This window comes from Pseudomonas peradeniyensis (genome assembly GCF_014268935.2).
GTDB classification, from domain to species: domain Bacteria; phylum Pseudomonadota; class Gammaproteobacteria; order Pseudomonadales; family Pseudomonadaceae; genus Aquipseudomonas; species Aquipseudomonas peradeniyensis.
Genome location: NZ_JABWRJ020000002.1, coordinates 110,450 through 135,265, shown reverse-complemented (window position 1 = coordinate 135,265; position 24,816 = coordinate 110,450). Strand labels below are relative to the sequence as shown.

The 24,816-nt window shown below is 67.3% G+C and carries 24 protein-coding genes and 1 pseudogene; 23 read left to right on the top strand and 2 right to left on the bottom strand.

Annotation, left to right across the window (positions count from 1 at the left end; genetic code table 11):
• Nucleotides 1-4: 4 nt before the first annotated feature.
• From mscK to trxC, 3 genes are all read left to right on the top strand, one after another.
• Entirely contained in the window at nt 5-3,310 is a 3,306-nt protein-coding gene (mscK, locus tag HU751_RS10125; RefSeq protein ID WP_186732484.1) for a mechanosensitive channel MscK, read from the top strand.
• A 163-nt stretch (nt 3,311-3,473) separates the two neighbouring features.
• On the top strand, nt 3,474-4,934 hold the full coding sequence (gene selO, locus HU751_RS10120; RefSeq protein ID WP_186732483.1) for a protein adenylyltransferase SelO: 1,461 nt from the start codon (nt 3,474-3,476) through the stop codon (nt 4,932-4,934).
• A gap of 97 nt (nt 4,935-5,031) precedes the next feature.
• Nucleotides 5,032-5,466 (top strand): thioredoxin TrxC, encoded by a 435-nt coding sequence (gene trxC, locus HU751_RS10115; RefSeq protein WP_110735274.1) that lies wholly within the window; start codon nt 5,032-5,034, stop codon nt 5,464-5,466.
• 6 nt (nt 5,467-5,472) lie between these two features.
• On the opposite strand, the pseudogene HU751_RS10110 reads toward trxC, so the two are convergent.
• Together HU751_RS10110 and HU751_RS10105 are read right to left on the bottom strand one after the other, a co-directional pair.
• A pseudogene (locus HU751_RS10110) lies at nt 5,473-5,723 on the bottom strand (helix-turn-helix domain-containing protein).
• A gap of 47 nt (nt 5,724-5,770) precedes the next feature.
• Nucleotides 5,771-6,544, bottom strand: a complete 774-nt coding sequence (locus HU751_RS10105; RefSeq protein ID WP_028688427.1) for a ParA family protein — start codon at nt 6,542-6,544, stop codon at nt 5,771-5,773.
• Between the two features lie 317 nt (nt 6,545-6,861).
• Here HU751_RS10105 and HU751_RS10100 point away from each other — a divergent pair, with 317 nt between their 5' ends.
• The 20 genes from HU751_RS10100 to HU751_RS10005 are packed head-to-tail and all read left to right on the top strand — an operon-like array spanning nt 6,862 to nt 24,815.
• Nucleotides 6,862-7,584 carry a beta-ketoacyl synthase chain length factor gene (locus HU751_RS10100; RefSeq protein ID WP_367616954.1) on the top strand — a complete coding sequence of 241 codons (723 nt, stop codon included), beginning with the start codon at nt 6,862-6,864 and terminating at the stop codon, nt 7,582-7,584.
• The gene (locus HU751_RS10095; protein WP_186732481.1) at nt 7,560-8,378 is read left to right on the top strand and encodes a lysophospholipid acyltransferase family protein; all 819 of its coding nucleotides are present in this window, start codon (nt 7,560-7,562) and stop codon (nt 8,376-8,378) included. The genes HU751_RS10100 and HU751_RS10095 overlap by 25 nt, the downstream gene beginning before the upstream one ends.
• Nucleotides 8,347-8,619 carry a phosphopantetheine-binding protein gene (locus HU751_RS10090; RefSeq protein ID WP_186711983.1) on the top strand — a complete coding sequence of 91 codons (273 nt, stop codon included), beginning with the start codon at nt 8,347-8,349 and terminating at the stop codon, nt 8,617-8,619. Before HU751_RS10095 ends, HU751_RS10090 begins: the two co-directional genes overlap by 32 nt.
• A 9-nt stretch (nt 8,620-8,628) precedes the next feature.
• The gene (locus HU751_RS10085) at nt 8,629-8,883 is read left to right on the top strand and encodes an acyl carrier protein (protein ID WP_050707319.1); all 255 of its coding nucleotides are present in this window, start codon (nt 8,629-8,631) and stop codon (nt 8,881-8,883) included.
• On the top strand, nt 8,880-9,425 hold the full coding sequence (locus HU751_RS10080) for a COG4648 family protein (RefSeq protein WP_186732480.1): 546 nt from the start codon (nt 8,880-8,882) through the stop codon (nt 9,423-9,425). The genes HU751_RS10085 and HU751_RS10080 overlap by 4 nt, the downstream gene beginning before the upstream one ends.
• On the top strand, nt 9,422-11,092 hold the full coding sequence (locus HU751_RS10075; protein ID WP_186732479.1) for an ApeI family dehydratase: 1,671 nt from the start codon (nt 9,422-9,424) through the stop codon (nt 11,090-11,092). The genes HU751_RS10080 and HU751_RS10075 overlap by 4 nt, the downstream gene beginning before the upstream one ends.
• Entirely contained in the window at nt 11,085-11,819 is a 735-nt protein-coding gene (locus HU751_RS10070; protein ID WP_186732478.1) for a glycosyltransferase family 2 protein, read from the top strand. The genes HU751_RS10075 and HU751_RS10070 overlap by 8 nt, the downstream gene beginning before the upstream one ends.
• Nucleotides 11,816-12,754, top strand: coding sequence for a lysophospholipid acyltransferase family protein (locus HU751_RS10065; RefSeq protein WP_186732477.1), 939 nt, complete (start codon nt 11,816-11,818; stop codon nt 12,752-12,754). Before HU751_RS10070 ends, HU751_RS10065 begins: the two co-directional genes overlap by 4 nt.
• Nucleotides 12,735-14,279: an HAL/PAL/TAL family ammonia-lyase gene (locus HU751_RS10060; RefSeq protein ID WP_186732476.1), complete on the top strand. Its 1,545-nt coding sequence runs from the start codon at nt 12,735-12,737 to the stop codon at nt 14,277-14,279. Before HU751_RS10065 ends, HU751_RS10060 begins: the two co-directional genes overlap by 20 nt.
• Nucleotides 14,272-14,697: an acyl-CoA thioesterase gene (locus HU751_RS10055; protein WP_186711988.1), complete on the top strand. Its 426-nt coding sequence runs from the start codon at nt 14,272-14,274 to the stop codon at nt 14,695-14,697. The genes HU751_RS10060 and HU751_RS10055 overlap by 8 nt, the downstream gene beginning before the upstream one ends.
• Nucleotides 14,694-15,302, top strand: a complete 609-nt coding sequence (locus HU751_RS10050; RefSeq protein WP_186732475.1) for an outer membrane lipoprotein carrier protein LolA — start codon at nt 14,694-14,696, stop codon at nt 15,300-15,302. Before HU751_RS10055 ends, HU751_RS10050 begins: the two co-directional genes overlap by 4 nt.
• Nucleotides 15,292-17,607: an MMPL family transporter gene (locus HU751_RS10045; protein WP_186732474.1), complete on the top strand. Its 2,316-nt coding sequence runs from the start codon at nt 15,292-15,294 to the stop codon at nt 17,605-17,607. The genes HU751_RS10050 and HU751_RS10045 overlap by 11 nt, the downstream gene beginning before the upstream one ends.
• A 2-nt stretch (nt 17,608-17,609) precedes the next feature.
• Nucleotides 17,610-18,767, top strand: coding sequence for a cation:proton antiporter (locus tag HU751_RS10040; RefSeq protein ID WP_186732473.1), 1,158 nt, complete (start codon nt 17,610-17,612; stop codon nt 18,765-18,767).
• Nucleotides 18,754-20,001, top strand: coding sequence for an NAD(P)/FAD-dependent oxidoreductase (locus HU751_RS10035; RefSeq protein WP_186732472.1), 1,248 nt, complete (start codon nt 18,754-18,756; stop codon nt 19,999-20,001). The genes HU751_RS10040 and HU751_RS10035 overlap by 14 nt, the downstream gene beginning before the upstream one ends.
• Nucleotides 19,998-20,729, top strand: coding sequence for a class I SAM-dependent methyltransferase (locus tag HU751_RS10030; protein ID WP_050707329.1), 732 nt, complete (start codon nt 19,998-20,000; stop codon nt 20,727-20,729). The genes HU751_RS10035 and HU751_RS10030 overlap by 4 nt, the downstream gene beginning before the upstream one ends.
• Nucleotides 20,726-21,211: a hypothetical protein gene (locus HU751_RS10025; protein WP_186732471.1), complete on the top strand. Its 486-nt coding sequence runs from the start codon at nt 20,726-20,728 to the stop codon at nt 21,209-21,211. Before HU751_RS10030 ends, HU751_RS10025 begins: the two co-directional genes overlap by 4 nt.
• The gene (locus HU751_RS10020; RefSeq protein WP_186732470.1) at nt 21,208-22,401 is read left to right on the top strand and encodes a beta-ketoacyl-[acyl-carrier-protein] synthase family protein; all 1,194 of its coding nucleotides are present in this window, start codon (nt 21,208-21,210) and stop codon (nt 22,399-22,401) included. Before HU751_RS10025 ends, HU751_RS10020 begins: the two co-directional genes overlap by 4 nt.
• Nucleotides 22,398-22,868 (top strand): hotdog family protein, encoded by a 471-nt coding sequence (locus HU751_RS10015; protein WP_011531767.1) that lies wholly within the window; start codon nt 22,398-22,400, stop codon nt 22,866-22,868. Before HU751_RS10020 ends, HU751_RS10015 begins: the two co-directional genes overlap by 4 nt.
• The gene (gene fabG / locus HU751_RS10010; protein ID WP_186732469.1) at nt 22,861-23,589 is read left to right on the top strand and encodes a 3-oxoacyl-ACP reductase FabG; all 729 of its coding nucleotides are present in this window, start codon (nt 22,861-22,863) and stop codon (nt 23,587-23,589) included. The genes HU751_RS10015 and fabG overlap by 8 nt, the downstream gene beginning before the upstream one ends.
• Nucleotides 23,589-24,815, top strand: coding sequence for a beta-ketoacyl-ACP synthase (locus HU751_RS10005; protein ID WP_186732468.1), 1,227 nt, complete (start codon nt 23,589-23,591; stop codon nt 24,813-24,815). The genes fabG and HU751_RS10005 overlap by 1 nt, the downstream gene beginning before the upstream one ends.
• The last annotated feature ends 1 nt before the right edge of the window (nt 24,816 follow it).

Genomic DNA, 24,816 nt, shown 5'->3' with positions numbered 1-24,816 from the left:
GCCTATGTCCCTGCGTGACCATTGCCGTGCAGCCCTGCTGGGGCTGTGCCTGACCCTCTCGTTCGCCGCCGGCGCGGTGGAAATCCCGACCACCCCGGGCATCCAGAGCAGCCTGAGCAAGATCGCCGAGCGCAAGCTGCCGGAAACCGAGCAGAAAGCCGTGCAGCAGGTGCTGGAGCAGACCCTGGCGCTGCTCAACGCCCGCGACGAGAGCGAAAAGAAGCTCGAAGCCCTCAAGCAGCAGCTGGCCAGCGCGCCCCAGGAAATCCGCGACAGCCAGCGCGAGCTGATCAAGCTCAAGGCCAGCCCCACCCTGCCGGTGGCGCAGCGCTATGCCAGCCTGACAGTGCCGCAGCTCGAGCAGATGCTCAGCGAGCGCAGCACCCAGCAGGGCGACCTGCAGAAGGCGCTGTCCGAGGCCAACAGCCTGATCATCAATTCTCAGACCCGCCCTGAACGCGCCCAGGCCGAGATCAGCAGCAACCAGGTGCGCGTCCAGCAGATCAACAACAGCCTCAAGAGCGGCAAGGACAACGGCAAGTCGATCAACGCCGACCAGCGCAACCAGCTCAACGCCGAACTGGCCTCGCTCAACGCCCTGACCCTGCTGCGCCGCCAGGAACTGGCCGGCAACAGCGTGCTGCAGGACCTGGGCAACGCCCGCCACGACCTGCTGATCGAGCGCGCCACCCGCCAGGAACAGGAAATACAGGACCTGCAGACGCTGATCAACGAAAAGCGCCTGGCCCAGTCGCAACAGGCCGTCACCCGCCAGTCAATCGAGGCGCAAAAGGCCGGCGGCAGCAACCTGCTGGCCACCGAGAGCACCGCCAACCTGCAACTGTCCGATTACCTGCTGCGCAGCACCGACCGCCTCAACGAGGTGACCCAGCAGAACCTGCGCACCAAGCAGCAGCTCGACAGCCTTACCCAGGCCGACCAGGCCCTGGACGAGCAGATCAACGTGCTCAAGGGCAGCCTGCTGCTGTCGAAGATCCTCTACAAGCAGAAGCAGGCCCTGCCGCACCTGAAGGTCGACCGCGACCTGGCCGACCAGATCGCCGATATCCGCCTCTACCAGTTCGAGGTCAACCAGCAGCGCGAACAGATGAGCAGCCCGTCCAACTACGTGGACAAGCTGCTGGCCAGCCAGCCCGAGGAAGACGTCACCCCGCAACTGCGCAAGGCCCTGCTGGAAGTGGCGATCACCCGCGGCGACCTGCTCGAACGGCTGAACCGCGAACTGTCGGCGCTGCTCAACGAGTGCATCACCCTGCAGTTGAACCAAAAACAACTGCTGAGCACCGCCCAGAACCTGCGCACCACGCTGGAAGAGCAGATGTTCTGGATCCCCAGCAACAAGCCGCTGGACTGGCAGTGGCTGCGCGAAGTGCCCGAGCGCCTGACCTACCAGGTGGCCAGCCTGCCGTGGGGCGCCGGCATCAAGGAGCTGGGCGACGGTCTGGTGCAGCAGCCGCTGCTGTTCCTGCCGCTGATCCTGGTGATCGGCGCCCTGCTGTGGCGGCGCAAGGCGCTGTACCGACGGCTGGGCAAGGTCCACCAGGACATTGGCCACTTCAAGCGCGACAGCCAATGGCACACGCCCCAGGCGATCCTGATCAACATCCTCCTGGCCCTGCCGGTGGCCCTGGCCCTGACCCTGGGCAGCTACGCCCTGCAGCTCGACGCCCGCGGGCAGAACGCCAACCTCGGCGCCGCCCTGTGGCAGATCGCCCAGGCCTGGCTGGTGTTCTACACCGCCTACCGCATCCTCGCCCCGGGCGGCGTGGCCGAGATCCACTTCCGCTGGCACAAGCCGCAGGTCGAGTTCCTGCGCGGCTGGGTACGCCGGCTCGGCACCGTGGTACTGGCCCTGGTTGGCGTGGTGGCGGTGGCCGAGCACCAGCCGTCGGCCCTGGCCGACGACGTGCTGGGCATCGGCGTGGTACTGACCTGCTATGCGCTGATGGCCTGGCTGCTCAGCCGCCTGCTGCTGAGCAGCCCGGCGCACCAGAACACCTCGCTGTTCCGCAAGGCCGTCGGGGTGGCTTTCACCGCCCTGCCCATCGCGCTGTTCGTGGCGGTGTGCTTCGGCTACTACTACACCGCCCTCAAGCTCACCGACCGGCTGATCTACACCCTCTACCTGCTGCTGTTCTGGCTGGTGATCGAGGCCGCGTTCGTGCGCGGCCTGTCGGTGGCGGCGCGGCGCCTGGCCTACCAGCGCGCCCTGAGCAAGCGCCAGGCGGCCAAGGAAGGGCTAGACGGCGAAGTGGTGGTCGAGGAACCGACCCTGGACATTGAGCAGGTCAACCAGCAGTCCCTGCGCCTGATCCGCCTGGCCCTGCTCGGCGGCTTCATCGGCGGGCTGTACTGGGTATGGGCGGACCTGATCACGGTATTCGCCTACCTCAACAACATCACCCTCTACGAGTACAGCAGCGGCACCGGCGCGGCGGCCAGCATGGTGCCGATCAGCCTCGGCGACCTGCTCGGCGCCATGGTCATCGCCGGTATCGCCGTGGCCCTGGCCAGCAACCTGCCGGGGCTGCTCGAAGTGCTGGTGTTGTCGCGCCTGAACCTTGCCCAGGGCAGCGCCTACGCCATCACCACGTTGCTGTCCTACGTGATCGCCGGCGTCGGCATCGTCAGTACCCTGGCCACCCTCGGGGTCAGCTGGGACAAGCTGCAATGGCTGGTGGCTGCACTGTCGCTGGGCCTTGGCTTCGGCATGCAGGAGATCTTCGCCAACTTCATCTCCGGCATCATGATCCTGTTCGAGCGCCCGGTGCGCATCGGCGACACCATCACCATCGGCAACCTGTCCGGCACGGTGAGCAAGATCCGCATCCGCGCCACCACCATCACCGACTTCGACCGCAAGGACATCATCGTCCCCAACAAGACCTTCATCACCGGCCAGCTGATCAACTGGTCGCTGACCGACACGGTCACCCGGGTGACGCTGAAGCTGGGCATCGACTACGGCTCGGACCTGGACCTGGTCCGCGACCTGCTGCTCAAGGGCGCCCACGAAAACCCGCGGGTGCTCAAGGACCCGGAGCCGCTGGTGTACTTCCTCAACTTCGGCGAAAGCTCGCTGGACCACGAGCTGCGCATGCATGTGCGCGACCTGGGCGACCGCAACCCGACCCTGGACGAACTGAACCGCTACATCAACCGCGAGTTCAAGGCGCACAACATCAAGATCTCGGTGCGCCAGATGGAGGTGTTCCTCATGGATACCAAGGGCGGCAAGCAGCAGTTGATCCCGATGGACAGCAAACCGGACAGCGCGCCGCCGAGTTGAGTGGACTGCGACAGGCATGCCCTCCAGAATGCAGGCGAGGGCTTTGCCCTCGATCGCCGGCAAGCCGGCTCCCACAAGCTGATGACATGCCCTGTGGGAGCTGGCTTGCCAGCGAAAGGGCCGCACAGCGGCCCCAATGGCACCGATTCCAGGAGCAGGCCCCGTGAAGTCCCTCGACCAACTCACCTTCGACAACCGCTTCGCTCAGCTCGGCGACGCCTTCTCCACCCAGGTCCTGCCCGACCCGATCGCTGATCCACGCCTGGTCGTCGCCAGCGAGTCGGCCATGGCCCTGCTCGACCTCGACCCGGCCCAGGCCGAACTGCCGGTGTTCGCCGAGCTGTTCAGCGGCCACAAGCTCTGGGAAGAGGCCGACCCACGGGCGATGGTGTATTCCGGTCACCAGTTCGGCTCCTACAACCCGCGCCTGGGTGATGGTCGCGGCCTGCTGCTGGGCGAAGTCCTCAACGAGGCCGGCGAGCACTGGGACCTGCACCTCAAGGGCGCCGGCCAGACACCCTATTCGCGCATGGGCGACGGCCGCGCCGTGCTGCGCTCGTCGATCCGCGAATTCCTCGCCTCCGAGGCCCTGCACGCCCTGGGCATTCCCAGCAGCCGCGCATTGTGCGTGATCGGCTCGAGCACCCCGGTATGGCGCGAGGCCCGCGAGAGCGCCGCCATGCTCCTGCGCCTGGCCCAGAGCCATGTGCGCTTCGGCCACTTCGAATACTTTTACTACACCAAGCAACCGGAACAGCAGCGGGTGCTGATCGACCATGTGCTGGAGCAGCACTACCCCGAGTGCCGCGACGCCGAGCAGCCCTACCTGGCCATGTTCCGTACCATCGTCGAGCGCAACGCCGAACTGATCGCCCGCTGGCAGGCCTATGGTTTCTGCCACGGGGTGATGAACACCGACAACATGTCGATCCTCGGCATCACCTTCGACTTCGGCCCCTACGCCTTCCTCGACGACTTCGACGCCAACTTCATCTGCAACCATTCCGATGACCGGGGCCGCTACAGCTACGCCAACCAGGTGCCGATCGCCCACTGGAACCTCAGCGCGCTGGCCCAGGCCCTGACCACGGTGATCGAGGTCGAGCCGCTGAAGGAGGCACTGGGGCTGTTCCTGCCGCTGTACCAGGCGCACTACCTGGACCTGATGCGCCGCCGCCTGGGCCTGACCACTGCCGAGGACGACGACATGGCGCTGGTCGAGCGCCTGCTGCAGTGCATGCAGCGGGGCGGCGTGGACTACACCCTGTTCTTCCGCCACCTGGGCGAGCAGCCCGTGGCCGAGGCCCTGCAGGTGGTGCGGGAAGACTTCATCGACCTGGCCGGTTTCGACGCCTGGGGCGCCGAGTACCAGGCGCGCTGCGCGCGCGAAGCGGGCAATGCAGAAGGGCGCCGCGAGCGCATGCATGCGGTCAACCCGCTGTATGTGCTGCGCAACTACCTGGCGCAGAAGGCCATCGAAGCAGCCGAGGCCGGCGACTACAGTGAAGTGCGGCGGCTGCACCAGGTGCTGGGCAAGCCGTTCGAGGAACAGCCCGGAATGCAGGCCTATGCCGAGCGACCGCCGGAGTGGGGCAAGCACCTGGAGATCAGCTGTTCGTCATGAACCCCGGTACTCCTACAGGGGCATGCGTTTTCCTGTAGGAGCGGCCTTGTGTCGCGAAAGGGCTGCACAGCAGCCCCAACAATATCAAGGAGATGAAATGTCCGAACCCCTGGTAATCCCCTGCCCCCACTGCAACGGCCTCAACCGCCTACCCGCCGAGCGCCTGGGTGACAGCCCCAAATGCGGCCGCTGCAAGCAGGACATGTTGCTCGCTCAACCCTTCGAGCTGAATGAGAGCACCTACGCCGCCCAGATCAAGGGCGACCTGCCGTTGCTGCTGGATGTCTGGGCCGATTGGTGCGGCCCCTGCAAGAGCTTCGCCCCGGTGTTCGAACAGGCCGCGCGCCAGCTCGCTGGTCGCTGCCGTCTGGCCAAGCTAGACAGCGAGGCCAACCGCAATCTCGCCGGCCAGCTCGGCATCCGCTCGATCCCCAGCCTGATCCTGTTCAGGAACGGCCGCGAAGTGGCTCGCCAAGCCGGCGCGTTTCCACTGCAGTCGCTGCTGGAGTGGCTGCGCAGCCAAGGAGTCTAGATACACTCACACACTGGCCAGAAGGGACTCATAGGGAATCCTCAGGCCATCATGCAAGCGCTTGATCATCGACGGGCTCAAGCCACGCTTGCGGGTGAAAGAATCGGGTAGTGCTTGCTCTCATAGGTTTCGATGAATCTCACAAGCACTTCCATCTCATCCGCCTCCGCAGCCCCAGGCTCAGCCTGAAAAATGGCCTCCAACCGCTTAAAGGCGGCCTGCAGATCATCATCATTAAAAATAGGCTGAATTTTCACTGATCGTTTCCAGTTAGCCTCGTCATAACGAAGTTCGTAAGTATCGTCTAGGCGCTGCGCTCCAGCAGATCATGCAACTCGACGAACTGCTGGGTCAGCTTGTGCCGTGGCTCCAGGTGGATCAGCGGCAGGCTGGCATGGTGGGATTCGCGCATCTTCACCGAACTGCCCAGGTACACCGGCAGCACCGGCAGCCCCTCGGCCAACAGCTCATCGAGCATCTGCTGGGGCAGGCTGGCCCGTGACTGGAACTGGTTGACCACGATGCCCTCGACCACCAGCTCGTCGTTGTGGTCTTCCTTGAGTTCGTCGATCTCGGCCAGCAGGCCGTACAGCGCCTGGCGCGAGAAGCTGTCGCAATCGAAGGGAATCAGCACGCGATCGGCAGCGATCAGTGCGGAAACTGCGTAGAAATTCAACGCTGGCGGCGTGTCGATGTAGATCCGCTCGTAGTCTTCGTCCAGCTCGTCGAGCAGTTTGCGCAGCTTGTTGATCTTGTGCTTGGCCTCGAGCTTGGGCTGCAGGTCGGCCAGCTCCGGGGTGGCGGTCACCACGTGGAGGTTGTCGAAGGGGGTTTCGTAGATATCGACCTTGTTCTTCTTGGCGAACGGCCCACTGGACAGCGACTGCTTGAAGAAGTCGGCGATGCCCATGGGAATGTCGTCGCCGGTCAGGCCGGTGAGGTACTGGGTCGAGTTGGCCTGGGCATCCAGGTCGATCAGCAGGGTCCGATAGCCTTCACTGGCACTGACCGCCGCAAGATTGCAGGCAATGCTCGACTTGCCCACGCCACCCTTCTGATTGAACACCACGCGCCGCATGACAGACCTCCGTGTATCAACGAATGCCCGAGTATGTGGCGCCACACCGCTAATGGCCAGCACTTCGCTCAAGTTGGGTGGCCAGCGACCGACAACCTGTCACTGACCAGCCGTCGGAAAACACTTACGCAGCAGATCCGATTCGATACTTCTACGTAAATGCAATGTCTGACTGACAGGAATGTAACGACTAATTGCTACACACCTCCGTCACCGGGATAATGCGCGCCACTCGGCAAAGCGCCACCCTGCAAGGTCTGTGTTCCGAGTCATCCCCAAGGCAAGGAAGTCCCACAGGGCGGGAAGTAACAAGCACCGTGATCACCTTTGATATCAGCCAATGGCGCGCCTGGGCGCCCGGCCTGCAGACGCCCGACGACTGGCAGTCCTGGGCCGACCATGACCTGCACCCATGCGCCGCGGAGCAGGTACCGGACGTCTCGTTCCTGCCCGCCATGCAACGCCGCCGCCTGAGCCCGCTCGCACGCATGGCGTTTGCCGTGGGCTGGCCACTGGCCGAGGGTTGCGAACCGATGCCACTGGTGTTCGTCTCGCGCCACGGCGAAACGCCGCGCACCTTCTCGATCCTCAGCGACCTGGCCGCACAGCAGCCGCTGTCACCCACCCAGTTCAGTCTCTCGGTGCACAATGCCGTGATCGGCCTGTGGTCGATCCTGCGCGGCGAGACGTGCGAGATGACCGCCCTGGCCGCGGCCGGCGACGGTTTCGAGCAAGGCCTGCTGGAAGCCGCGGCCTTGCTGCGCGAAGGGGCGCCGGCGGTGCTGCTGATCATCGCCGAGGAACAACCGCCGTCGGTCTACGGACCCTGGATCGACGATGTGCCGTTTGGCTACGCGCTGGCATTGCGCCTCACGCCTGGGCGACAATGGCAGCTGGCACTAGGCCACCCCTCATCACCCGATGCTCCCCGCCCCGCGCTGCCCCACGCCTTGAGCTGGCTGCAAGCCACGCTGGGTGGTGCCCGATCCCTTTCCCATACCTGGAACCGCCGCACATGGAACTGGCAACGACAGCCATAGAGCGCCCCCGGGACGCCTACCTATGGCGCCTGCTGGCAACCGCCCTGAGCTTTGGCCTGTTCGGCCTGGGTGGCCTGTGCCTGCGCCTGCTGGTGTTCCCCCTGCTCGCCTGCCTGCCGGGTGACGCCGCGCGCCACCGCCAGCGCGCCCGGCGCACCATCGGCTGGCTGTTCTGGCGCTTCATCCGCTTCATGCAGGTGGCCGGTGTGCTCACCTACGAGATCAAGGGCGCCGAGCGCCTGGGCCGACCCGGGCAGATGATCATCGCCAACCATCCTTCTTTGATCGACGTGGTGTTCCTCATCGGCCTGGTGCGCCAGGCCAACTGCGTGGTCAAGTACAGCCTGTTCGCCAACCCGTTCACCCGCGGCCCGGTGAGCGAGGCCCAGTACATCGGCAACGACGGCAGCATGGACATGCTCGACAGCGCCGTCGCCGCCTTGCAGCAAGGCCAGCCGCTGATCATCTTCCCCGAAGGCACGCGCACCGCGCCCGGCCATGTCCCCGCCTTTCATCGCGGCGCCGCGGCCATCGCCCTCAGGGGTGCGAAGATCATCACGCCCGTGACCATCCGGGTCAGCCCCACCACCCTGACCAAGAACGAGCCCTGGTACCGCATTCCCTGGCGCCGCGTGCATTTCTGCTTCAGCGTCGGCGCCGACATCGACCCCCAGGCCTTCGCCGCCATGGGCCCGGCGCCGATCGCGTCGCGCCGACTCAACGATTTCCTGCACCAGCACTATACAAAGGAGCTCGCCGCCGATGAGCGATCCACAGCAAGACCTGAACCGTGACCTCAAGCAACTGATCATCGACGCCCTGGGCCTGGAAGACATCAGCGTGCAGGACATCGACGACCAGCAGACCCTGTTCGGCGAAGGCCTGGGCCTGGACTCGGTGGACGCCCTCGAGCTCGGCCTGGCGATCCAGAAGCGCTATGGCATCAAGATCGACGCCGATGCCAAGGACACCCGCAACCATTTCAGCAACGTCGCCACCCTCGCGGCGTTCGTCACCGCTCGTCAGGCAGCCTGAGACCGCACCATGCAAACCCGTGAAGACATCTTCAACATCCTGCGCGACGCCCTGGTCGAGCTGTTCGAACTGGAATCCGAGCGCGTGACCCTGGACGCCAACCTGTACCAGGACCTGGAAATCGACAGCATCGATGCCGTCGACCTGATCGACCACATCAAGCGCCAGACCGGCAAGAAGATCGCCGCCGACGACTTCAAGTCGGTACGCACCGTCGGTGACGTGGTCGAGGCGGTGCACCGCCTGGTCAACCCGGCGGCATGAAACGCCTGATCGGCCTCGGCTTGCTGCTGGCCGGGCTGCTGTACCCCTTTGCGGTGCACTTCGGCATGGCCCATTTCGCCCCCTGGCAATTCGGCCTGCTGCTCGGCGGCCTGTGGCTGGCCCGTGCCCTGAGCACGCCGCGCCGCCCAGGCAGCCTGTGGATGGCGCTGGCGGCGCTGGCGTTCTGCGCCCTGCTGGGTCTGTCCGACAGTCCGCATCTGCTGCGCTGGTACCCGGTGCTGATCAGCGCCTTCATGCTGGCCCTGTTCGGCGCCAGCCTGCTACGCGGCATGCCGGTGGCCGAACGCCTGGCGCGCCTGCGCGACCCCGACCTGCCGCCCCATGCGGTGCGCTACACGCGGCGGGTGACGCAGGTGTGGTGCCTGTTCTTCCTGGTCAATGGCCTGGTCGCCGCGAGCCTGACCCTGTGGGCGCCGCTGGCCTGGTGGACCCTGTACAACGGCCTGATCGCCTATGCCGCGATGGGCCTGCTGTTCGCCGTCGAATGGCTGATAAGACAACGTGTGCGAGGACGCTCATGAACTGGATCAACCTCGAACACCTGCTGCGCCCGCTGGACGCACCGCGCCAGGTGACCCACGCACCATCCCTGGACCACGCCCAGCTCAGCCTGCAAGCCCTGCGCCTGGCCGGCGGCCTGCGTGAGCGCGGGATCCGCCGCCTGGCCGTGCACCTGGAAGACGCCGCGTCGCTGGCCATCGCCCTGCTCGGCGCCTGGCGCGCTGATGCCGAAGTGCTGCTGCCCGCCGACCTGCAGCCCGCCACCCGTGAGCGCTGGCAGGCCCAGGTCGACCTGTGGCTAACCACCGACGAACAGCTCGACGACCTGCTGGGTGAGGCCCTCGCCCCCACCGACCTCGACCTCGACACCTGCCGCATCAGCCTGTGCACCTCCGGCTCCAGCGGTGAGCCCAAGCGCATCGACAAGCAGCTGCGCCAGGTGGCCAACGAGGTCAATGCCCTGGAGCAGCTCTGGGGCAAGGACCTTGGCACGGCCTGGATCATCGGCAGTGTCGCCACCCAGCACATCTATGGCCTGCTGTTCCGCGTGCTCTGGCCACTGTGCGCCGGGCGCGGTTTCGAGCGCCGCCAACTGCCATTTCCCGAAGACCTGCAACGCGCCAGCCGCGAGCACCCGGCGTTCGCCTGGGTGGCCAGCCCGGCACTGCTCAAGCGCATGGGCGACAACCTCGACTGGCCGGCCCTGGGCCCGGTGCGCAGGGTGTTCTCCTCCGGCGGCGAACTGCCGTCGGTCGCCGCCGAAAGCCTGCAACAGCGCCTGGGACAATGGCCCACCGAGATCCTCGGCAGCTCCGAGACCGGCGGTATCGCCTGGCGCCAGGGCGAGCCGCTGTGGCAACCCTTTGCCGACGTGCAGTTGAGCCAGGATGACCAGGGCGCCCTGCGCATCGCCTCGCCCTACCTCCCCGCCGGTCATGTCGAACAGAGCGCCGACGCCGCCGAGTTCAGCGACGACGGGCGCTTCCGCCTGCTCGGTCGGCTGGACCGCATCGTCAAGCTCGAAGAAAAACGCATCTCGCTGCCCATGCTCGAACAGGCCCTGTGCGCCCATGCCTGGGTCGCCGAAGCACGCCTGGGGGTGATCGAGGAAGGCCGCGCCTACCTCGGCGCCCTGGTGGCCCTGACCCCGGCCGGGCTGCACGCCCTGCGCAACCAAGGCCGCCGCGCCGTGATCGACGGCCTGCGCCAGCACCTGGCCGGCCATTGCGAGGCGCTGGCCCTGCCACGGCGCTGGCGCCTGGCCCGCCAGTTGCCGCTCAACTCCCAGGGCAAGCTGCCCCAGGCCGAGCTGCAGGCCCTGCTGCTGGCCCCGCGCAGCATGGCACCAGAGGTGCTGGAGCAGACGCAGCAAGGCGAAGAACTGCATCTGCGCCTGGCCATCCCCCCGGACCTCGCCTGTTTCCCCGGGCACTTCCCGCAAACGCCCGTGCTCCCGGGTGTGGTCCAGATCGATTGGGCAATCGCCCTGGCTGCCTCGCGCCTGCAACTGGCCCAGCGCTTCGCCGGCATGGAAGTCCTCAAGTTCCAGCAACTGGTGCGCCCGGGCGACGAACTGCTGCTGACCCTGCGCTTCGACGCCACACGCGGCAAGCTCTACTTCGCCTACACCTGCGCCGGGCAACCCTGCTCCAGCGGCCGCATCGTGCTGGAGGCAGCCTGTGCATAAGCCCTGCGCGGTAATCCCGGTGTACAACCACGAGCAGGCGCTGCCCAAGGTGGTCGACGACCTGCTGCGCGCCGGCCTGCCTTGCGTCCTGGTCGACGACGCGAGCCACGCGGCCTGCGCCCGGGTACTGGGCCAGCTGGCCGAGCGCGACGACGTTCACCTGGTCACCCTGGCAGTCAACCAGGGCAAGGGCGGCGCGGTGATGGCCGGCCTGCGCGAAGCTGCGCGACTGGGCTTCAGCCACGCCCTGCAAGTGGACGCCGATGGCCAGCACGACCTGGCCGATGTCAGCCTCTTCCTGACCCAGTCGCAGGCTTATCCACAGGCGCTGGTGTGCGGTTATCCACAGTACGATGCCAGCGTGCCCAAGGGCCGCCTGTATGCCCGCTACCTGACCCACGTGTGGGTGTGGATCAACAGCCTGTCGCTGCGCATCCCCGATTCGATGTGCGGTTTTCGCGTCTACCCGCTGACCGCGACCCTGGCGCTGATCGACAGCGTCAGCCTTGGTCGGCGCATGGATTTCGACCCGGAGATCCTGGTGCGCCTGGCGTGGCGCAACCAGCCGATGCGCTGGTTGCCAACCAAGGTCCATTATCCCCAGGACGGCCTGTCGCACTTCCGCCTGTTCCACGACAACGCACTGATCTCGAAGATGCACGCCAAGCTGTTCTTCGGCATGCTCGTGCGCGCCCCGCTGATCCTCTGGCGCAGGTGGCACGCATGAGCGAGCGTCCGCAACACTGGGCCGAGCACCAGGAACGCGGCAGCTTCTGGCTGATGAAGCTCACTGCCACCCTGACCCGCCTGCTCGGGCGGCGCGTGCTCAGCCCGCTGATCCATGTGATCGTCGCCTATTTCTTCGTCTTCGGCGGCCGCGCCCGGCGCAGCGCCTGGCAGTACCAGCAGCGCCTGCACCGCTGGAGCGCCGGCCAGGTCCAGGCGCCCGGCCAGTGGCGGGTGTTCCGCCAGTTCATGTCATTTGCCGAAGCCCTGCTGGACAAGCTCGACGTATGGAACGGTCGGCTGTCGCTTTCGCAGATCGACATCGTCGACCCGGCCAACCTGCGCCAGCAGTTGCGCGGCGAACGCGGGCAAATGCTGGTGGGCGCGCACCTGGGCAACCTGGAAGTGTGCCGGGCCCTGGCCGAGATCGGCGAAAAAGTGACCATGAACGTGCTGGTGCATACCCGCCATGCCGAACACTTCAACCGCCTGCTGGGCGAAGCCGGCGCCAGCCACCTGCGGCTGATCCAGGTCAGCGAGCTGGACCCGGCAGTGATGCTGCAACTGTCGGAGCGCCTGGAGCGTGGCGAGTGGCTGGCGATTGCCGGCGACCGCGTGCCGCTGCATGGCGGTCGTACCGTGGAGGTGGACTTCCTCGGCCACCCGGCAGCGTTCCCCCAGGGGCCGTGGCTGCTGGCCGGGCTGCTCGGCTGCCCGCTCAACCTGCTGTTCTGCCTCAAGCTTCAGGGCCGCTACCAGGTCACCCTCGAGCCCTTCGTCGAGCGCCTGCAGTGGCGTCGTGGCCAACGCGACGCGGTGATCGCCGAATGGACCGCCCGCTACGCCGAACGTCTGGGCCACTACTGCGCCCAGGCACCGCTGCAATGGTTCAATTTCTACCCCTTCTGGAAGACCGATGACGATGCATCCGCATGAGCCTGTAACCTTCGGCGAAGCGCCGCTGGCGATCGAAGACGTCCTGGCCCTGTCCGAGCGCCGCGCGCCGTCGCGCCTGCAGGCTGACGCCGCCTACCGCGAGCGCATTGCCCGTGGCGCGCGCTTCCTCGACACCTTGCTGGACAAGGAAGGGGTGATCTACGGCGTGACCACCGGCTACGGCGACTCCTGCGTGGTGGCCGTGCCGCTGGAGCACGTCGAGGCCCTGCCCCGCCACCTCTACACCTTCCACGGCTGCGGCCTGGGCCGGCTGCTCGACGCGCCGGCGACCCGCGCCGTGCTGGCGGCGCGCCTGCGCTCGCTGAGCCATGGCGTGTCCGGCGTGCGCCTGGAGCTGCTGGAACGCCTGCAGGCGTTCATCGAGCACGACATCCTGCCGCTGATCCCGGAGGAAGGCTCGGTTGGCGCCAGCGGCGATCTGACACCGCTTTCCTACGTAGCCGCGGCCCTGTCGGGCGAGCGCGAAGTCATGTACCAGGGCGAGCGCCGCAGCAGCGCCGACGTGCACCGCGAACTCGGCTGGCAGCCCTTGGTGCTGCGCCCCAAGGAAGCGCTGGCGCTGATGAACGGTACGGCGGTAATGACCGGCCTGGCCTGCCTGGCCTTCGCCCGCGCCGACTACCTGCTCAAGCTGGCCACGCGCATCACCGCGCTCAATGTCGTCGCCCTGCAGGGCAACCCCGAGCACTTCGACGAGCGCCTGTTCGCCGCCAAGCCACACCCGGGGCAGACCCAGGTCGCCGCCTGGCTGCGCCAGGACCTGGCCATCGAAGCCCCGCTGCCGCCGCTGCATCGCCTGCAGGACCGCTACTCGCTGCGCTGCGCGCCTCATGTGCTGGGTGTGCTGGCCGACAGCCTGGGCTGGCTGCGCGGGTTCATCGAAACCGAGCTCAACAGCGCCAACGACAACCCGATCATCGACGGTGATGCCGAGCGCGTGCTGCACGGCGGGCATTTCTATGGCGGGCACATCGCCTTCGCCATGGACAGCCTGAAGAACCTGGTGGCCAACGTCGCCGACCTGCTCGACCGCCAGCTCGCCCTGCTGGTGGATGTGCGCTACAACCACGGCCTGCCGAGCAACCTCTCGGGCGCCCCCGCCGAGCGCGCCATGCTCAACCACGGTTTCAAGGCCGTGCAGATCGGCGCCAGCGCCTGGACCGCCGAGGCGCTCAAGCAGACCATGCCCGCCAGCGTGTTCTCCCGCTCCACCGAATGCCATAACCAGGACAAGGTGAGCATGGGCACCATCGCCGCCCGCGACGCCCTGCGCGTGCTGGAGCTGACCGAACAGGTTGCCGCCGCCACCCTGCTGGCCGCCAACCAGGGGGTCTGGCTGCGTCAGCGCCTGGCCGACGCGCACGCCCTGCCACCGGCCCTGGCGCAGATGCACGCGGCCTTGCTGGAGGACTTCGCCCCAGTCATCGAGGACCGCGCCCTGGAGCAAGACCTGCGCCTGTGCCTGGCCCGTATCGGCCAGCGCCACTGGAGGCTGCATGCGTAATCCCGGGGTGTTCCACGTCGACAGCGAGATCGTCGTGCCATTCTTCGACGTCGACAGCATGCACATCGTCTGGCACGGCCACTATGTGAAGTACCTGGAAGTCGCCCGCTGCGCGCTGCTCGACCGCCTGGAGCACGACTATCTACGGATGCAGGCCAGCGGCTATGCGTGGCCTGTGATCGATCTGCAGCTGCGCTACATCCGCGGCGCCACCTTCGGCCAGCGCCTGACAGTGCGCGCCAGCCTGGTGGAATGGGAAAACCGCCTGAAGATCCACTACCTGATCAGTGACGCCGCCAGCGGCGAGCGCATGACCCGCGCCAGCACCGTGCAGGTGGCCGTGCACATCGAAAGCGGCGAAATGCAGCTGGCCTCGCCCCAGGCGATGCTCGATGCCGTCGCCAAGGTGCTGCCATGAGCGCCGCACGCTCCCACAGGGTCCTGATAACTATCGTTCTGCTGCTTATCAGCCCCCTGACCCTGGCCTTCACCCTCGACGACCTGCAAAAGCAGCTCAGCGAACCCGCCGTGGTCAGCGGCCCGTTCATCCAGGAAAAACACCTGCGCGCCCTGCCCCAACCGCTGACCAGCAAGGGCCGCTTTGTCCTGGCCCGCGACCACGGCCTGCTCTGGCTGCTGCAGTCCCCGTTGCGCCAGGACTACCGCATCGACGCCCAGGGCATCGCCCGCCGCGACCCGAGCGGCTGGCAAGCCCTGCCCGCGCGCAGTGCCGGCGCCGAGCAAAACCGCCTGTTCTTCGCCGTGCTGCAAGGCGACAGCAGCGGCCTGCAACGCGATTTCGAACTGGCGCTTTCAGGCGACGCCGCGCACTGGCAATTGCGCCTGACCCCACGTTCGCTGCTGCTCAAGCAAGTCTTCACCCGCATCGACATCACCGGCGGGCGCTACGTCGAGCGCATCGAGCTGAGCGAAACCCAGGGCGACAGCACCGTGCTGCGCATGCCCGAAAGCCGTGGCGCCAGCGCCCTCAGCGACGCGGAGCGCAGCGATTTTGCCGACTGAACGCCTGCTGCCGCGCCTGTTCGCGGGCCTGCTGCTGATCATGCTTGCCGTGGCCGGCTGGCAATGGCATCGCGGCGCGCCGCTGTCGGCCGACCTGATGACCCTGGTGCCCGGCGCCACCCAGGACCCGCTGGTCAAGCAGGCCGAGCAGCGCATGCAGGAGCCGCTCAACCGCGAGCTGCTGGTGCTGGTCGGCCATTCCCAACGCGAGCAGGCCGTCGCCCTGGCCCAACGCCTGGCCGGGCGATGGCAGGCCAGCGGCCTGTTCGAGAAGGTGCAATGGAGCCTGCAGACCGACCTGCAGGCGCTACGCAGCCAGTTGCTGCAGGGCCGCGTGGCCATGCTCTCGACCCACGACCGGCAACTGCTGGCCGAGCAGCCCGACGCCTTTGTCGAGCAACGCCTGCAAAGCCTGTTCGACCCCTTCGCCGGCTTCAGCCTGGTGGCAAGCCAGGATGACTGGCTTGGCCTGACCGGTCGCATCCAGCAGAGCCAGCCCAAGCCGGTCAACGTGCAGCTGGACACCGCCAGCGGCGCCCTGGTGGCCGAAGCCGACGGCCAGCAGTGGGTACTGCTGCGCGCCCGCACCCTGGGCAACGCCTTCGACATGCACCTGCCCTTGCAGGTGGCCGACCTCCTGGCCCGCGCCCGCGACGACGCCGGCCAGCAAGGTGCCCGACTGCTGGCGGCCAGCGGCCTGCTGCATGCCGCGGCCGGCCAGCAACAGGCCAGCCGCGAGATCACCTGGGTCGGCGGCGGCGCCACCGCGGGCATCCTGCTGCTGTTGCTGCTGGCCTTCCGCCGCTGGCGCGTGCTGCTGGCCTTCGTGCCGGTGCTGGTGGGCATGCTGTTCGGCTCGGTGGTGTGCGTGGCGTTGTTCGGGCAGATGCACGTGATGACCTTGGTACTCGGCTCCAGCCTGATTGGCGTGGCCGTGGACTACCCGTTGCACTACCTGTCCAAAAGCTGGAGCCTGCAACCCTGGCGCAGCTGGCCGGCCGTGCGCCTGACCCTGCCAGGGCTGAGCCTGAGCCTGGCGACCAGTTGCATTGGCTACCTGGCCCTGGCCTTCACGCCGTTCCCCGCGCTGACCCAGATCGCCGCGTTCTCGGCCGCCGGCCTGGTCGGTGCCTACCTCAGCGCCGTGTGCTTGCTGCCGGCGTTGCTCGGCAATGTCGAGTTGCGCCCGGCGCAATGGCCACTGCGGGTCGCGCAATGGCTGACCGAACTGCGCGTCGGCCTGCTGCGCCGTGTCCCCAGCGCCGTGCTGCTGGCCCTGCTGGTGCTGTTCTGCGCCGCCGGACTGTGGCGCCTGGACAGCCACAACGACGTGCGCCAGTGGGTCGGCAGCCCGCCGCACCTGCTGGAAGAAGCCCAGGCAGTGGCGCGCATTACCGGCTACCAACCCACCAGCCAGTTCTACCTGGTGCGCGGCGCCGATCCACAGCAACTGCTGGAACGCCTGGCGGCGCTGTCGGAAAAACTCGACGAGCTGGTCGACCTGGGCAAGCTCAAAGGCTACATGTCCCTCGATCGGCTGGTCGCCAGCCCCGTCGAGCAGACGCGCACGCTGCAGGCGCTGGATCGCCTGCCCGGACACTGGCAAGCGCTGCTGGCCCAGGGCGTTCCGCAAACCGCGCTGCTGGCCGAACTCAAGCAATTGCACCAGCTGCCGATCCAGTCCATCGACGAAGTCCTCGCCGGCCCCCTGGGCGAAGCCTGGCGCCCCTTGTGGCTGGGCCAGGTGGATCAGGGCGTGGCCGCCATCGTCAGCCTCCAGGGGCTGAACGATACCGCCTTGCTGCGCCTGCAGTCCGAGGGTCTGCCTGGCGTGCAACTGGTGGACCGGCTGGGTGAGCTGAACCAACTGTTCGCCGCCACCCAGGTCAGCGCCGCCGAGCTCAAGCTGCTGTCGTGCGTGTTGATCCTGGTACTGCTGGTGCTGCCGTTCGGCCTGCGCGGTGCCTTACGCATCGTCGCCCTGCCGCTGCTCGCCGCGCTGTGCAGCTTGGCCCTGCTGGGCTGGCTCGGGCAGCCGCTGACGCTGTTCAGCCTGTTCGGCCTGCTGCTGGTGACCGCCATCGGCGTCGACTACGCGATCCTCATGCACGAGCGCGTCGGCGGTGAGGCGGTGAGCCTGCTGGGCACCCTGCTGGCAGCGCTGACCACCTGGCTGTCGTTCGGCCTGCTGGCGCTGTCGAGCACCCCGGCGGTGAGCAATTTCGGCCTGGCAGTAAGCCTGGGCCTGGCAATGAGCTTCATCCTGGCCCCCTGGGCCGCGTCGCGCGAAGGAGCGCACAGCTGATCATGAGCGTGTTGTTGTTCTGGGCCATGGCCCTGCTGCTGTTCGCCCTGGCCTGCGCGCTGGGCAAGCGCGTGGGGCTGATCCCGATCGTCAGCCAGCTGCTGCTGGCGACCCTGGCACTGCCACTGCTGATGCTGCTGTGGGTCGAGCCGCACTGGCAGCTCGACGGCGCCGCGCTGGTCGCGCCGAGCTGGTTGAAGACCCTCTATGGCTGCAGCTTCGCTTTGCTGCTGGGGCACATCCTCGCTGACGTCGCCGAGCTGCGCGTGGACCGCGAGGCTTTGAAGCTCGCCGTGCCCAGCTTCCTGGTGCCCTTTACCTGCGGCCTGGCCTGCGCGCTGTGGCTGCTGGACCAGGGCGGCCTTACCGCGCTGGCCCTGGGTCTGGTGTTCGCCATCACCGCGATCCCGGTGCTGTACCTGTACCTGCGCGCCATCAACTATCCACCCGAGGCCAGCCGCCGCCTGCTGCAGGCGGCGATCCTCATCGACCTGGCCTGCTGGCTGCTGCTGGGCCTCGGCCAGGGCAGCCTGCAACCGGGCAGCCTGGCCTGGCCACTGCTGGCGGCGGCCCTGCCGCTGCCGCTGCACTTCGCCGGCCTGCGGGCCCCCAGGGTATATGGTGCGCTGTTCCTGGTGCTGCTGTTCGTTGCCGAGCACTACCGGCTCAATGCCCTGGTCTTTGGCATCGGCTACCTGGCTTGCCTGGCCTGGCTCAAGGTCCCGGTGCGGATGCCGTTGTCCGAGGCCTGGAGCCGCCGACTGCAACAGGGCGTGGCGGTGCCGCTGATCCTCACCTACGGCGTGGTGCAGATCGACGTGCACCATGCCCTGCAAGGCTTCGATGCGCTGCAACTGGCCGCACTGCTGGTCCTGCCGATCGCCAGCAAGCTGCTGGGCAACTGGCTGGGGCTGTGCTGGGCCACGCCGTCGTTCGCTGGCGCGAGCAAGTGGCGCGAGAGCCTGCTGCTGAACATTCGTGGCCTGAGCGAAATCGTCTTTCTCAACCTGCTGCTGCAACAGGGACTGATCGGCCCGGCGCTGTACTTCGCCCTGATGCTGATGAGCCTGGTTGCCACCCTGATGCCGGCGTTGGCCGGCCTGCACCGGATTCCCCTGAATACTGTCCCGACGCCAAGGAGGCCTCATGCCGAACTGTGAACTGCAACAACGCCAGGTGCTGGTGATCGGCGCAGGGCCTTCCGGCGCCATCGCCGCCGCCCTGCTCAAGCGCAAGGGCCACGATGTACTGGTAATCGAGCGCCAGCGCTTCCCGCGTTTCTCCATCGGCGAGAGCCTGCTGTCCCACTGCCTGGACTTCGTCGAAGAAGCCGGGATGCTCGAAGCCGTCGAGGCCGCGGGCTTCCAGCACAAGAATGGCGCCGCCTTCGCCTGGGGCGAGGAATACAGTGCGTTCGACTTCGGCCTGACCTTCTCCCAGGGCAAGCCGAGCACCTTCCAGGTGCAACGTGCGCAGTTCGACCAGTTGCTTGCCGATCAGGCCCAGGGCCAGGGCGTGGAGATCCGCTACGAGCACGAGATCGTCAGCGTCGACATGGGCGGTGACTGCCCGCGCGTGCGGGTCCGTCGCCCCGAGGGTGACGAATACGAAGTGGAAAGCGCCTTCGTGCTCGACGCCAGCGGCTACGGCCGCGTGCTGCCACGCCTGCTGGAGCTGGAAGCGCCGTCGAACTTCCCGGTGCGCCAGGCGGTGTTCACCCATATCGAAGACCGCATCGACCACCCCGATTTCGACCGCGACAAGATCCTCATCACCACCCACCCCGAGCACCGTGACATCTGGTTCTGGACCATCCCGTTCAGCAACGGTCGCACCTCCCTGGGCGTAGTCGCCGCCGCCGAGCGCTTCGCCGAGGCGCCGGCCGACCTGGACGCCTGCCTCAAGTACTTCGTGGCGCAGACCCCGAGCCTGTCCAAGGTGCTGGCCAATGCCGTTTGGGATACCCCGGCCCGCACCATCGGTGGCTACTCGGCCAACGTCAGCACCCTGCACGGCCCGGGTTTCGCCCTGCTGGGCAACGCCGCCGAATTCCTCGACCCGGTATTTTCCTCGGGGGTGACCATTGCCATGCGCTCGGCGAGCATGGCCGCCAACCTGCTGCACCGTCAGCTGGAGGGCGAGGCGGTGGACTGGCAGGCCGAGTTCGCCACGCCGCTCAAACGCGGCGTCGACACCTTCCGCGCCTATGTCGAAGGCTGGTACGACGGCAGCTTCCAGGACGTGATCTACCACCCCGGCAGCTCGCCGGAGATCCGCGCCATGATCAGCTCGATCCTCGCCGGCTATGCCTGGGACCTGCGCAATCCGTTCGTCGCGGAACCCAAGCGCCGCCTGCGCACCCTGGCCGAGCTGTGCGCGAGGACGCCGGCATGAGCCAGCAACCTTACCTGAGCGACACCTACGTCGAAGAGACCCGCATCGGCTTCTGGTTCCTGCGCAGCCACACCTGGCAGCACCATGTGCTGCGCGTGGCCATCAATGACCTGCGCCGGCTGTTCGACGGCGAGCCACCCCAGGCGCCGGTGCTGCTCGATGCCGGCTGCGGCCAGGGCAAGTCGTTCAAGCACCTGCTGCAGGTGTTCGCCCCGTCGCGCCTGCTGGGCACCGACGCCGACCCGCACAGCCTGGCGCTGAGCGCCGCCGAGGCGCAGCGGCTGGGTGTCGAGGTGGAGCTGCGCGGCAGCGATTGCGCGGCGCTGCAGTTCCCCGACGCCAGCGTCGACATCCTGTTCTGCCACCAGACCTTCCACCATCTGGTGGAGCAGGAGAAAGCCCTGGCCGAGTTCCATCGAGTGCTCAAACCCGGTGGCTACCTGCTGTTCGCCGAGTCCACCGAGGCCTACATCGACACCTGGGTGATCCGCTGGCTGTTCCGCCACCCCATGCACGTGCAGAAGAGCGCCGAAGGCTACCTGCAGATGCTGCGTGACCAGGGCTTCGAGTTCGCCGCGCGCAACGTGTCCTACCCTTATCTGTGGTGGAGCCGCTCGAAGGACTTCGGCCTGCTCGAACGCCTGGGACTGCGCAAGCCGCCACCGGTTGGCCAGCGCGAGGAAACCCTGGTCAACGTGGTGGCGCGCAAGCCCCTGGAGCAACCATGAAACACCTGCTGGCGCTGTGCCTGTGCCTGTTGCTCGGCGCCTGCGCCGCGCGCCCGCCCCTGCCCGAGGCGCTACCCACGCTGACACTGCCGCGCCAGTTGCACGTGCAACGCGAGCAGGACGGCCAACGCCAGGACTGGCTGCTGGTGATCCAGAACGAAGGTCATCGTCTGCGCTGGTCGCTGCTCGACCTGCTGGGCATCCCCCAGGCCCGCCAGTTGCTCGATGGCAGGCAATGGCAGGCCGACGGCCTACTGCCGCCCAACCCGGCGGCACGCGAACTGTTCGCCGCCGTGCTGTTCGCCCTGACGCCGTCCGAGCAACTGCAGCGTCTTTATCCACAGGCCCGCCAACAGGACCAGCAACGCTGGCTGGGCGACCGCTGGCAGGTCAACTATCGGGCCAGCGAGCATTTCACCTTGAACCTGGGCCAGGGCCTGCGTTATGAAGTCAGCCCATTGCCCAGCGAGAACACACCATGACCGCCTATCTCAACGCCCTGGGCCTGGTCTGCGCCCTTGGCCGCGGCCAGGCCGAGGTGGCCGCTCGCCTGTTCGCCGGTGACTGTTCCGGCATGCTGCCCCAGGAGGGCTGGGTGCCGGACCGACGTCCTGTGGTGGGCGCGGTCAATGGCGAACTGCCCGCCGTGCCGCTGCCTGAACAGCACAGCCGCAACAACCAGCTGCTCTACTGCGCGGCCTTGCAGATCGAACCGGCGATCCGCCAGGCAATTGCCGATTTCGGTCCGCAACGGGTGGGCGTGGTGCTGGGCACCAGCACCTCGGGGATTGCCGAGGCCAGCGCCGACATCGCCCACTACCTGCACGAAGGCGTGCTGCCCGACAGCTACCGCTACGACCAGCAGGCACTGAGCGCGCCCGCCGAATTCCTGGCCGACTGGCTGCAACTGAGCGGCCCGGCCTACGTGATCTCCACCGCCTGCACCTCCAGCGGCCGGGCGCTGCTGAGCGCACGCCGCCTGCTCGACCTGGGCCTGTGCGACGCCGTGCTGTGCGGGGGCGTCGACAGCCTGTGCAGGCTGACCCTCAACGGTTTCAGCGCCCTGGACGCGGTCAGCGAACAACGCTGCAACCCGTTCTCGGTAAACCGCAACGGCATCAACATCGGCGAAGGCGCCGCGCTTTTCGTCATGAGCCGAACTCGCCCGGCACAGGGGCCTGCCATCACCCTGCTTGGCGCCGGCGCCAGTTCCGACGCCCATCACATCTCGGCACCCGACCCCACCGGCAACGGTGCCTTGCAAGCCATGGCCAAGGCCCTGGACAATGCCGGCCTGGCCGCGGCGCAGATCGACTACCTGAACCTGCACGGCACCGCCACCCAGCACAACGACGCCATGGAAAGCCTGGCCGTGCATGCCCTGTTCGGCGCCAGCACACCGTGCTCATCCAGCAAGCCGATGACCGGCCACACCCTGGGCGCGGCCGGGGCGCTGGAGGCGGCCTTCTGCTGGCTGGCCCTGAGCGAACACAACCCGCACGGGCGGCTGCCACCCCATGTCTGGGACGGCCAGCGCGACCCGCAACTGGCGGAGCTGGCCCTGGCAGACGCCGGCCAGCAGTTGCCCCAGGGCCGCCCGCGCCGACTGATGAGCAATTCGTTCGCCTTCGGCGGCAACAACGTGAGCCTGATTCTCGGAGACACCCCATGATTGCCTGGCCATTGGCCGAACTGCTGCCCCACGCCGGCGACATGATCCTGATCGATCAGGTCGACAGCTGCGACGAGGAGCAGATCCACACCCGTACCACCGTGCGCCCCGGCGGCCTGTTCAACCGCGCCGACGGCAGCCTGCCGGCATGGCTGGGCCTGGAGCTGATGGCCCAGAGCGTGGCCGCCTACGCCGGCTGCCGCGCGCGCCGCCTCGGCCAGCCCGTGGAGCTGGGCTTCCTGCTTGGCACCCGCAAGTTCGAATGCGATGTCGAGCAGTTCCCGGCCGGCGCCGAGTTGCATATCCACGCGCTGCGCTCGCTGGAAGACGACAACGGCATGGGCGTGTTCGAATGTCACCTGCGTGGCCCCGGCATCCATGCCAGCGCCCGCCTGAATGTCTACCGCCCGCCGCAAGTGGCCAGCTACCTGGCCGAGGCGGGCCCTGAGGAGTCACCCCATGACTGACACCATCCTGGTCACCGGCTCCAGCCGTGGCATCGGCCGGGCCATCGCCCTGCGCCTGGCGCGCGCCGGCTTCGACCTGGTCCTGCACTGCCGCAGCGGCCGCGCCGAGGCCGACACCGTCGCCGCCGAGGTCCAGGCCCTGGGCCAGCAGGCGCGGGTGCTGCAGTTCGATGTCGCCGACCGCGAAGCCTGCAAGGCCATCCTGGAAGCCGACGTGGAGACCCACGGTGCCTACTACGGTGTGGTATGCAACGCCGGCCTGACCCGCGACGGCGCCTTCCCGGCCCTGACCGAGGACGATTGGGACCAGGTCATGCGCACCAACCTGGACGGTTTCTACAATGTCCTGCACCCACTGACGATGCCGATGATCCGCCGCCGCGCACCGGGCCGCATCGTCTGTGTCACCTCGGTGTCCGGCCTGATCGGCAACCGTGGCCAGGTCAACTACAGCGCCTCCAAGGCCGGTCTGATCGGTGCCGCCAAGGCCCTGGCGATCGAGCTGGGCAAGCGCCGGATCACGGTCAACTGCGTGGCCCCCGGGCTGATCGACACCGCCATGCTCGACGAACACGTGCCGGTGGACGAGCTGCTGAAGATGATCCCCGCCGGGCGCATGGGCACGCCGGAGGAAGTGGCCGGCGCGGTGAATTTCCTGATGTCGCCCGAGGCGGCCTACATCACCCGCCAGGTGCTGGCGGTCAACGGAGGGCTGTGCTGATGCGCCGCGTCGTCGTCACCGGCATGGCCGGCATCACCGCCCTGGGCAACGACTGGGCGAGCATCGCCGGGCATTTCGCCGAGCAACGCAGCGGCATCCGGCGCATGGACGAGTGGGACCGCTTTGAAGAGCTCAACACCCGCCTGGCTGGTCCCATCGATGACTTCAAGGTGCCCGGTCACTGGACCCGCAAGCAGTTGCGCAGCATGGGCCGGGTGTCGCGCCTGGCGGTCGCCGCCGCCGAACGCGCCCTGGCCGACGCCGGCCTGCTGGACGATGCGAGCATCCGCGACGGGCGCATGGGCGTGGCCTGCGGCTCGTCCACCGGCAGCACCGACGAGATCAAGGCCTTTGGCAACATGCTGCTCAACTCGGTGGCAGACGGCCTCAATGCCAACTCCTACGTGCGCATGATGCCCCACACCACGGCGGCCAACATCAGCATCTTCTTCGGCCTCACCGGGCGCCTGATTCCCACCTCCAGCGCCTGCACCAGCGGCAGCCAGGGCATCGGCTACGCCTACGAGGCGATCAAGTACGGGCGCCTGCCGATGATGCTCGCCGGCGGCGCCGAAGAACTGTGCCCCACCGAGGCCATGGTGTTCGACGCGCTCTACGCCACCAGCCTGAAGAACGACACCCCGCAACTGAGCCCGCGCCCCTACGACATCGACCGCGATGGCCTGGTGATCGGCGAAGGCGGCGGCATGCTGGTGCTCGAGGAGCTGGAACACGCCCTGGCCCGTGGCGCACGGATCCACGCCGAGATCGTCGGCTTCGGCAGCAACGCCGATGGCCAGCACACCACCCGTCCGGAGCAGGCCACCATGCGCCGGGCCATGGAACTGGCGCTGGAGGACGCAGGCCTTGCCCCCGAGGCGATCGGCTACGTCAACGGCCACGGTACCGCCACCGAGCAGGGTGACATCGCCGAGACCCAGGCCACCAGCAGCCTGTTCGGCCCACGCATGCCGATCAGTTCGCAGAAGAGCTTCCTCGGCCACACCCTGGGCGCCTGCGGCGCGCTGGAGTCGTGGTTCAGCATCGAGATGATGAACAGCGACCGCTATGTGCCCACCCTCAACCTCGACCACGTCGACCCGCGCTGCGGCGAACTGGACTACCTGCGCGGCGAGTTCCGCGCGATGAACAATGAGCATGTGATGAACAACAACTTCGCCTTCGGCGGGGTCAACACGTCGTTGATCTTCCGTCGCTGGCGCTGAC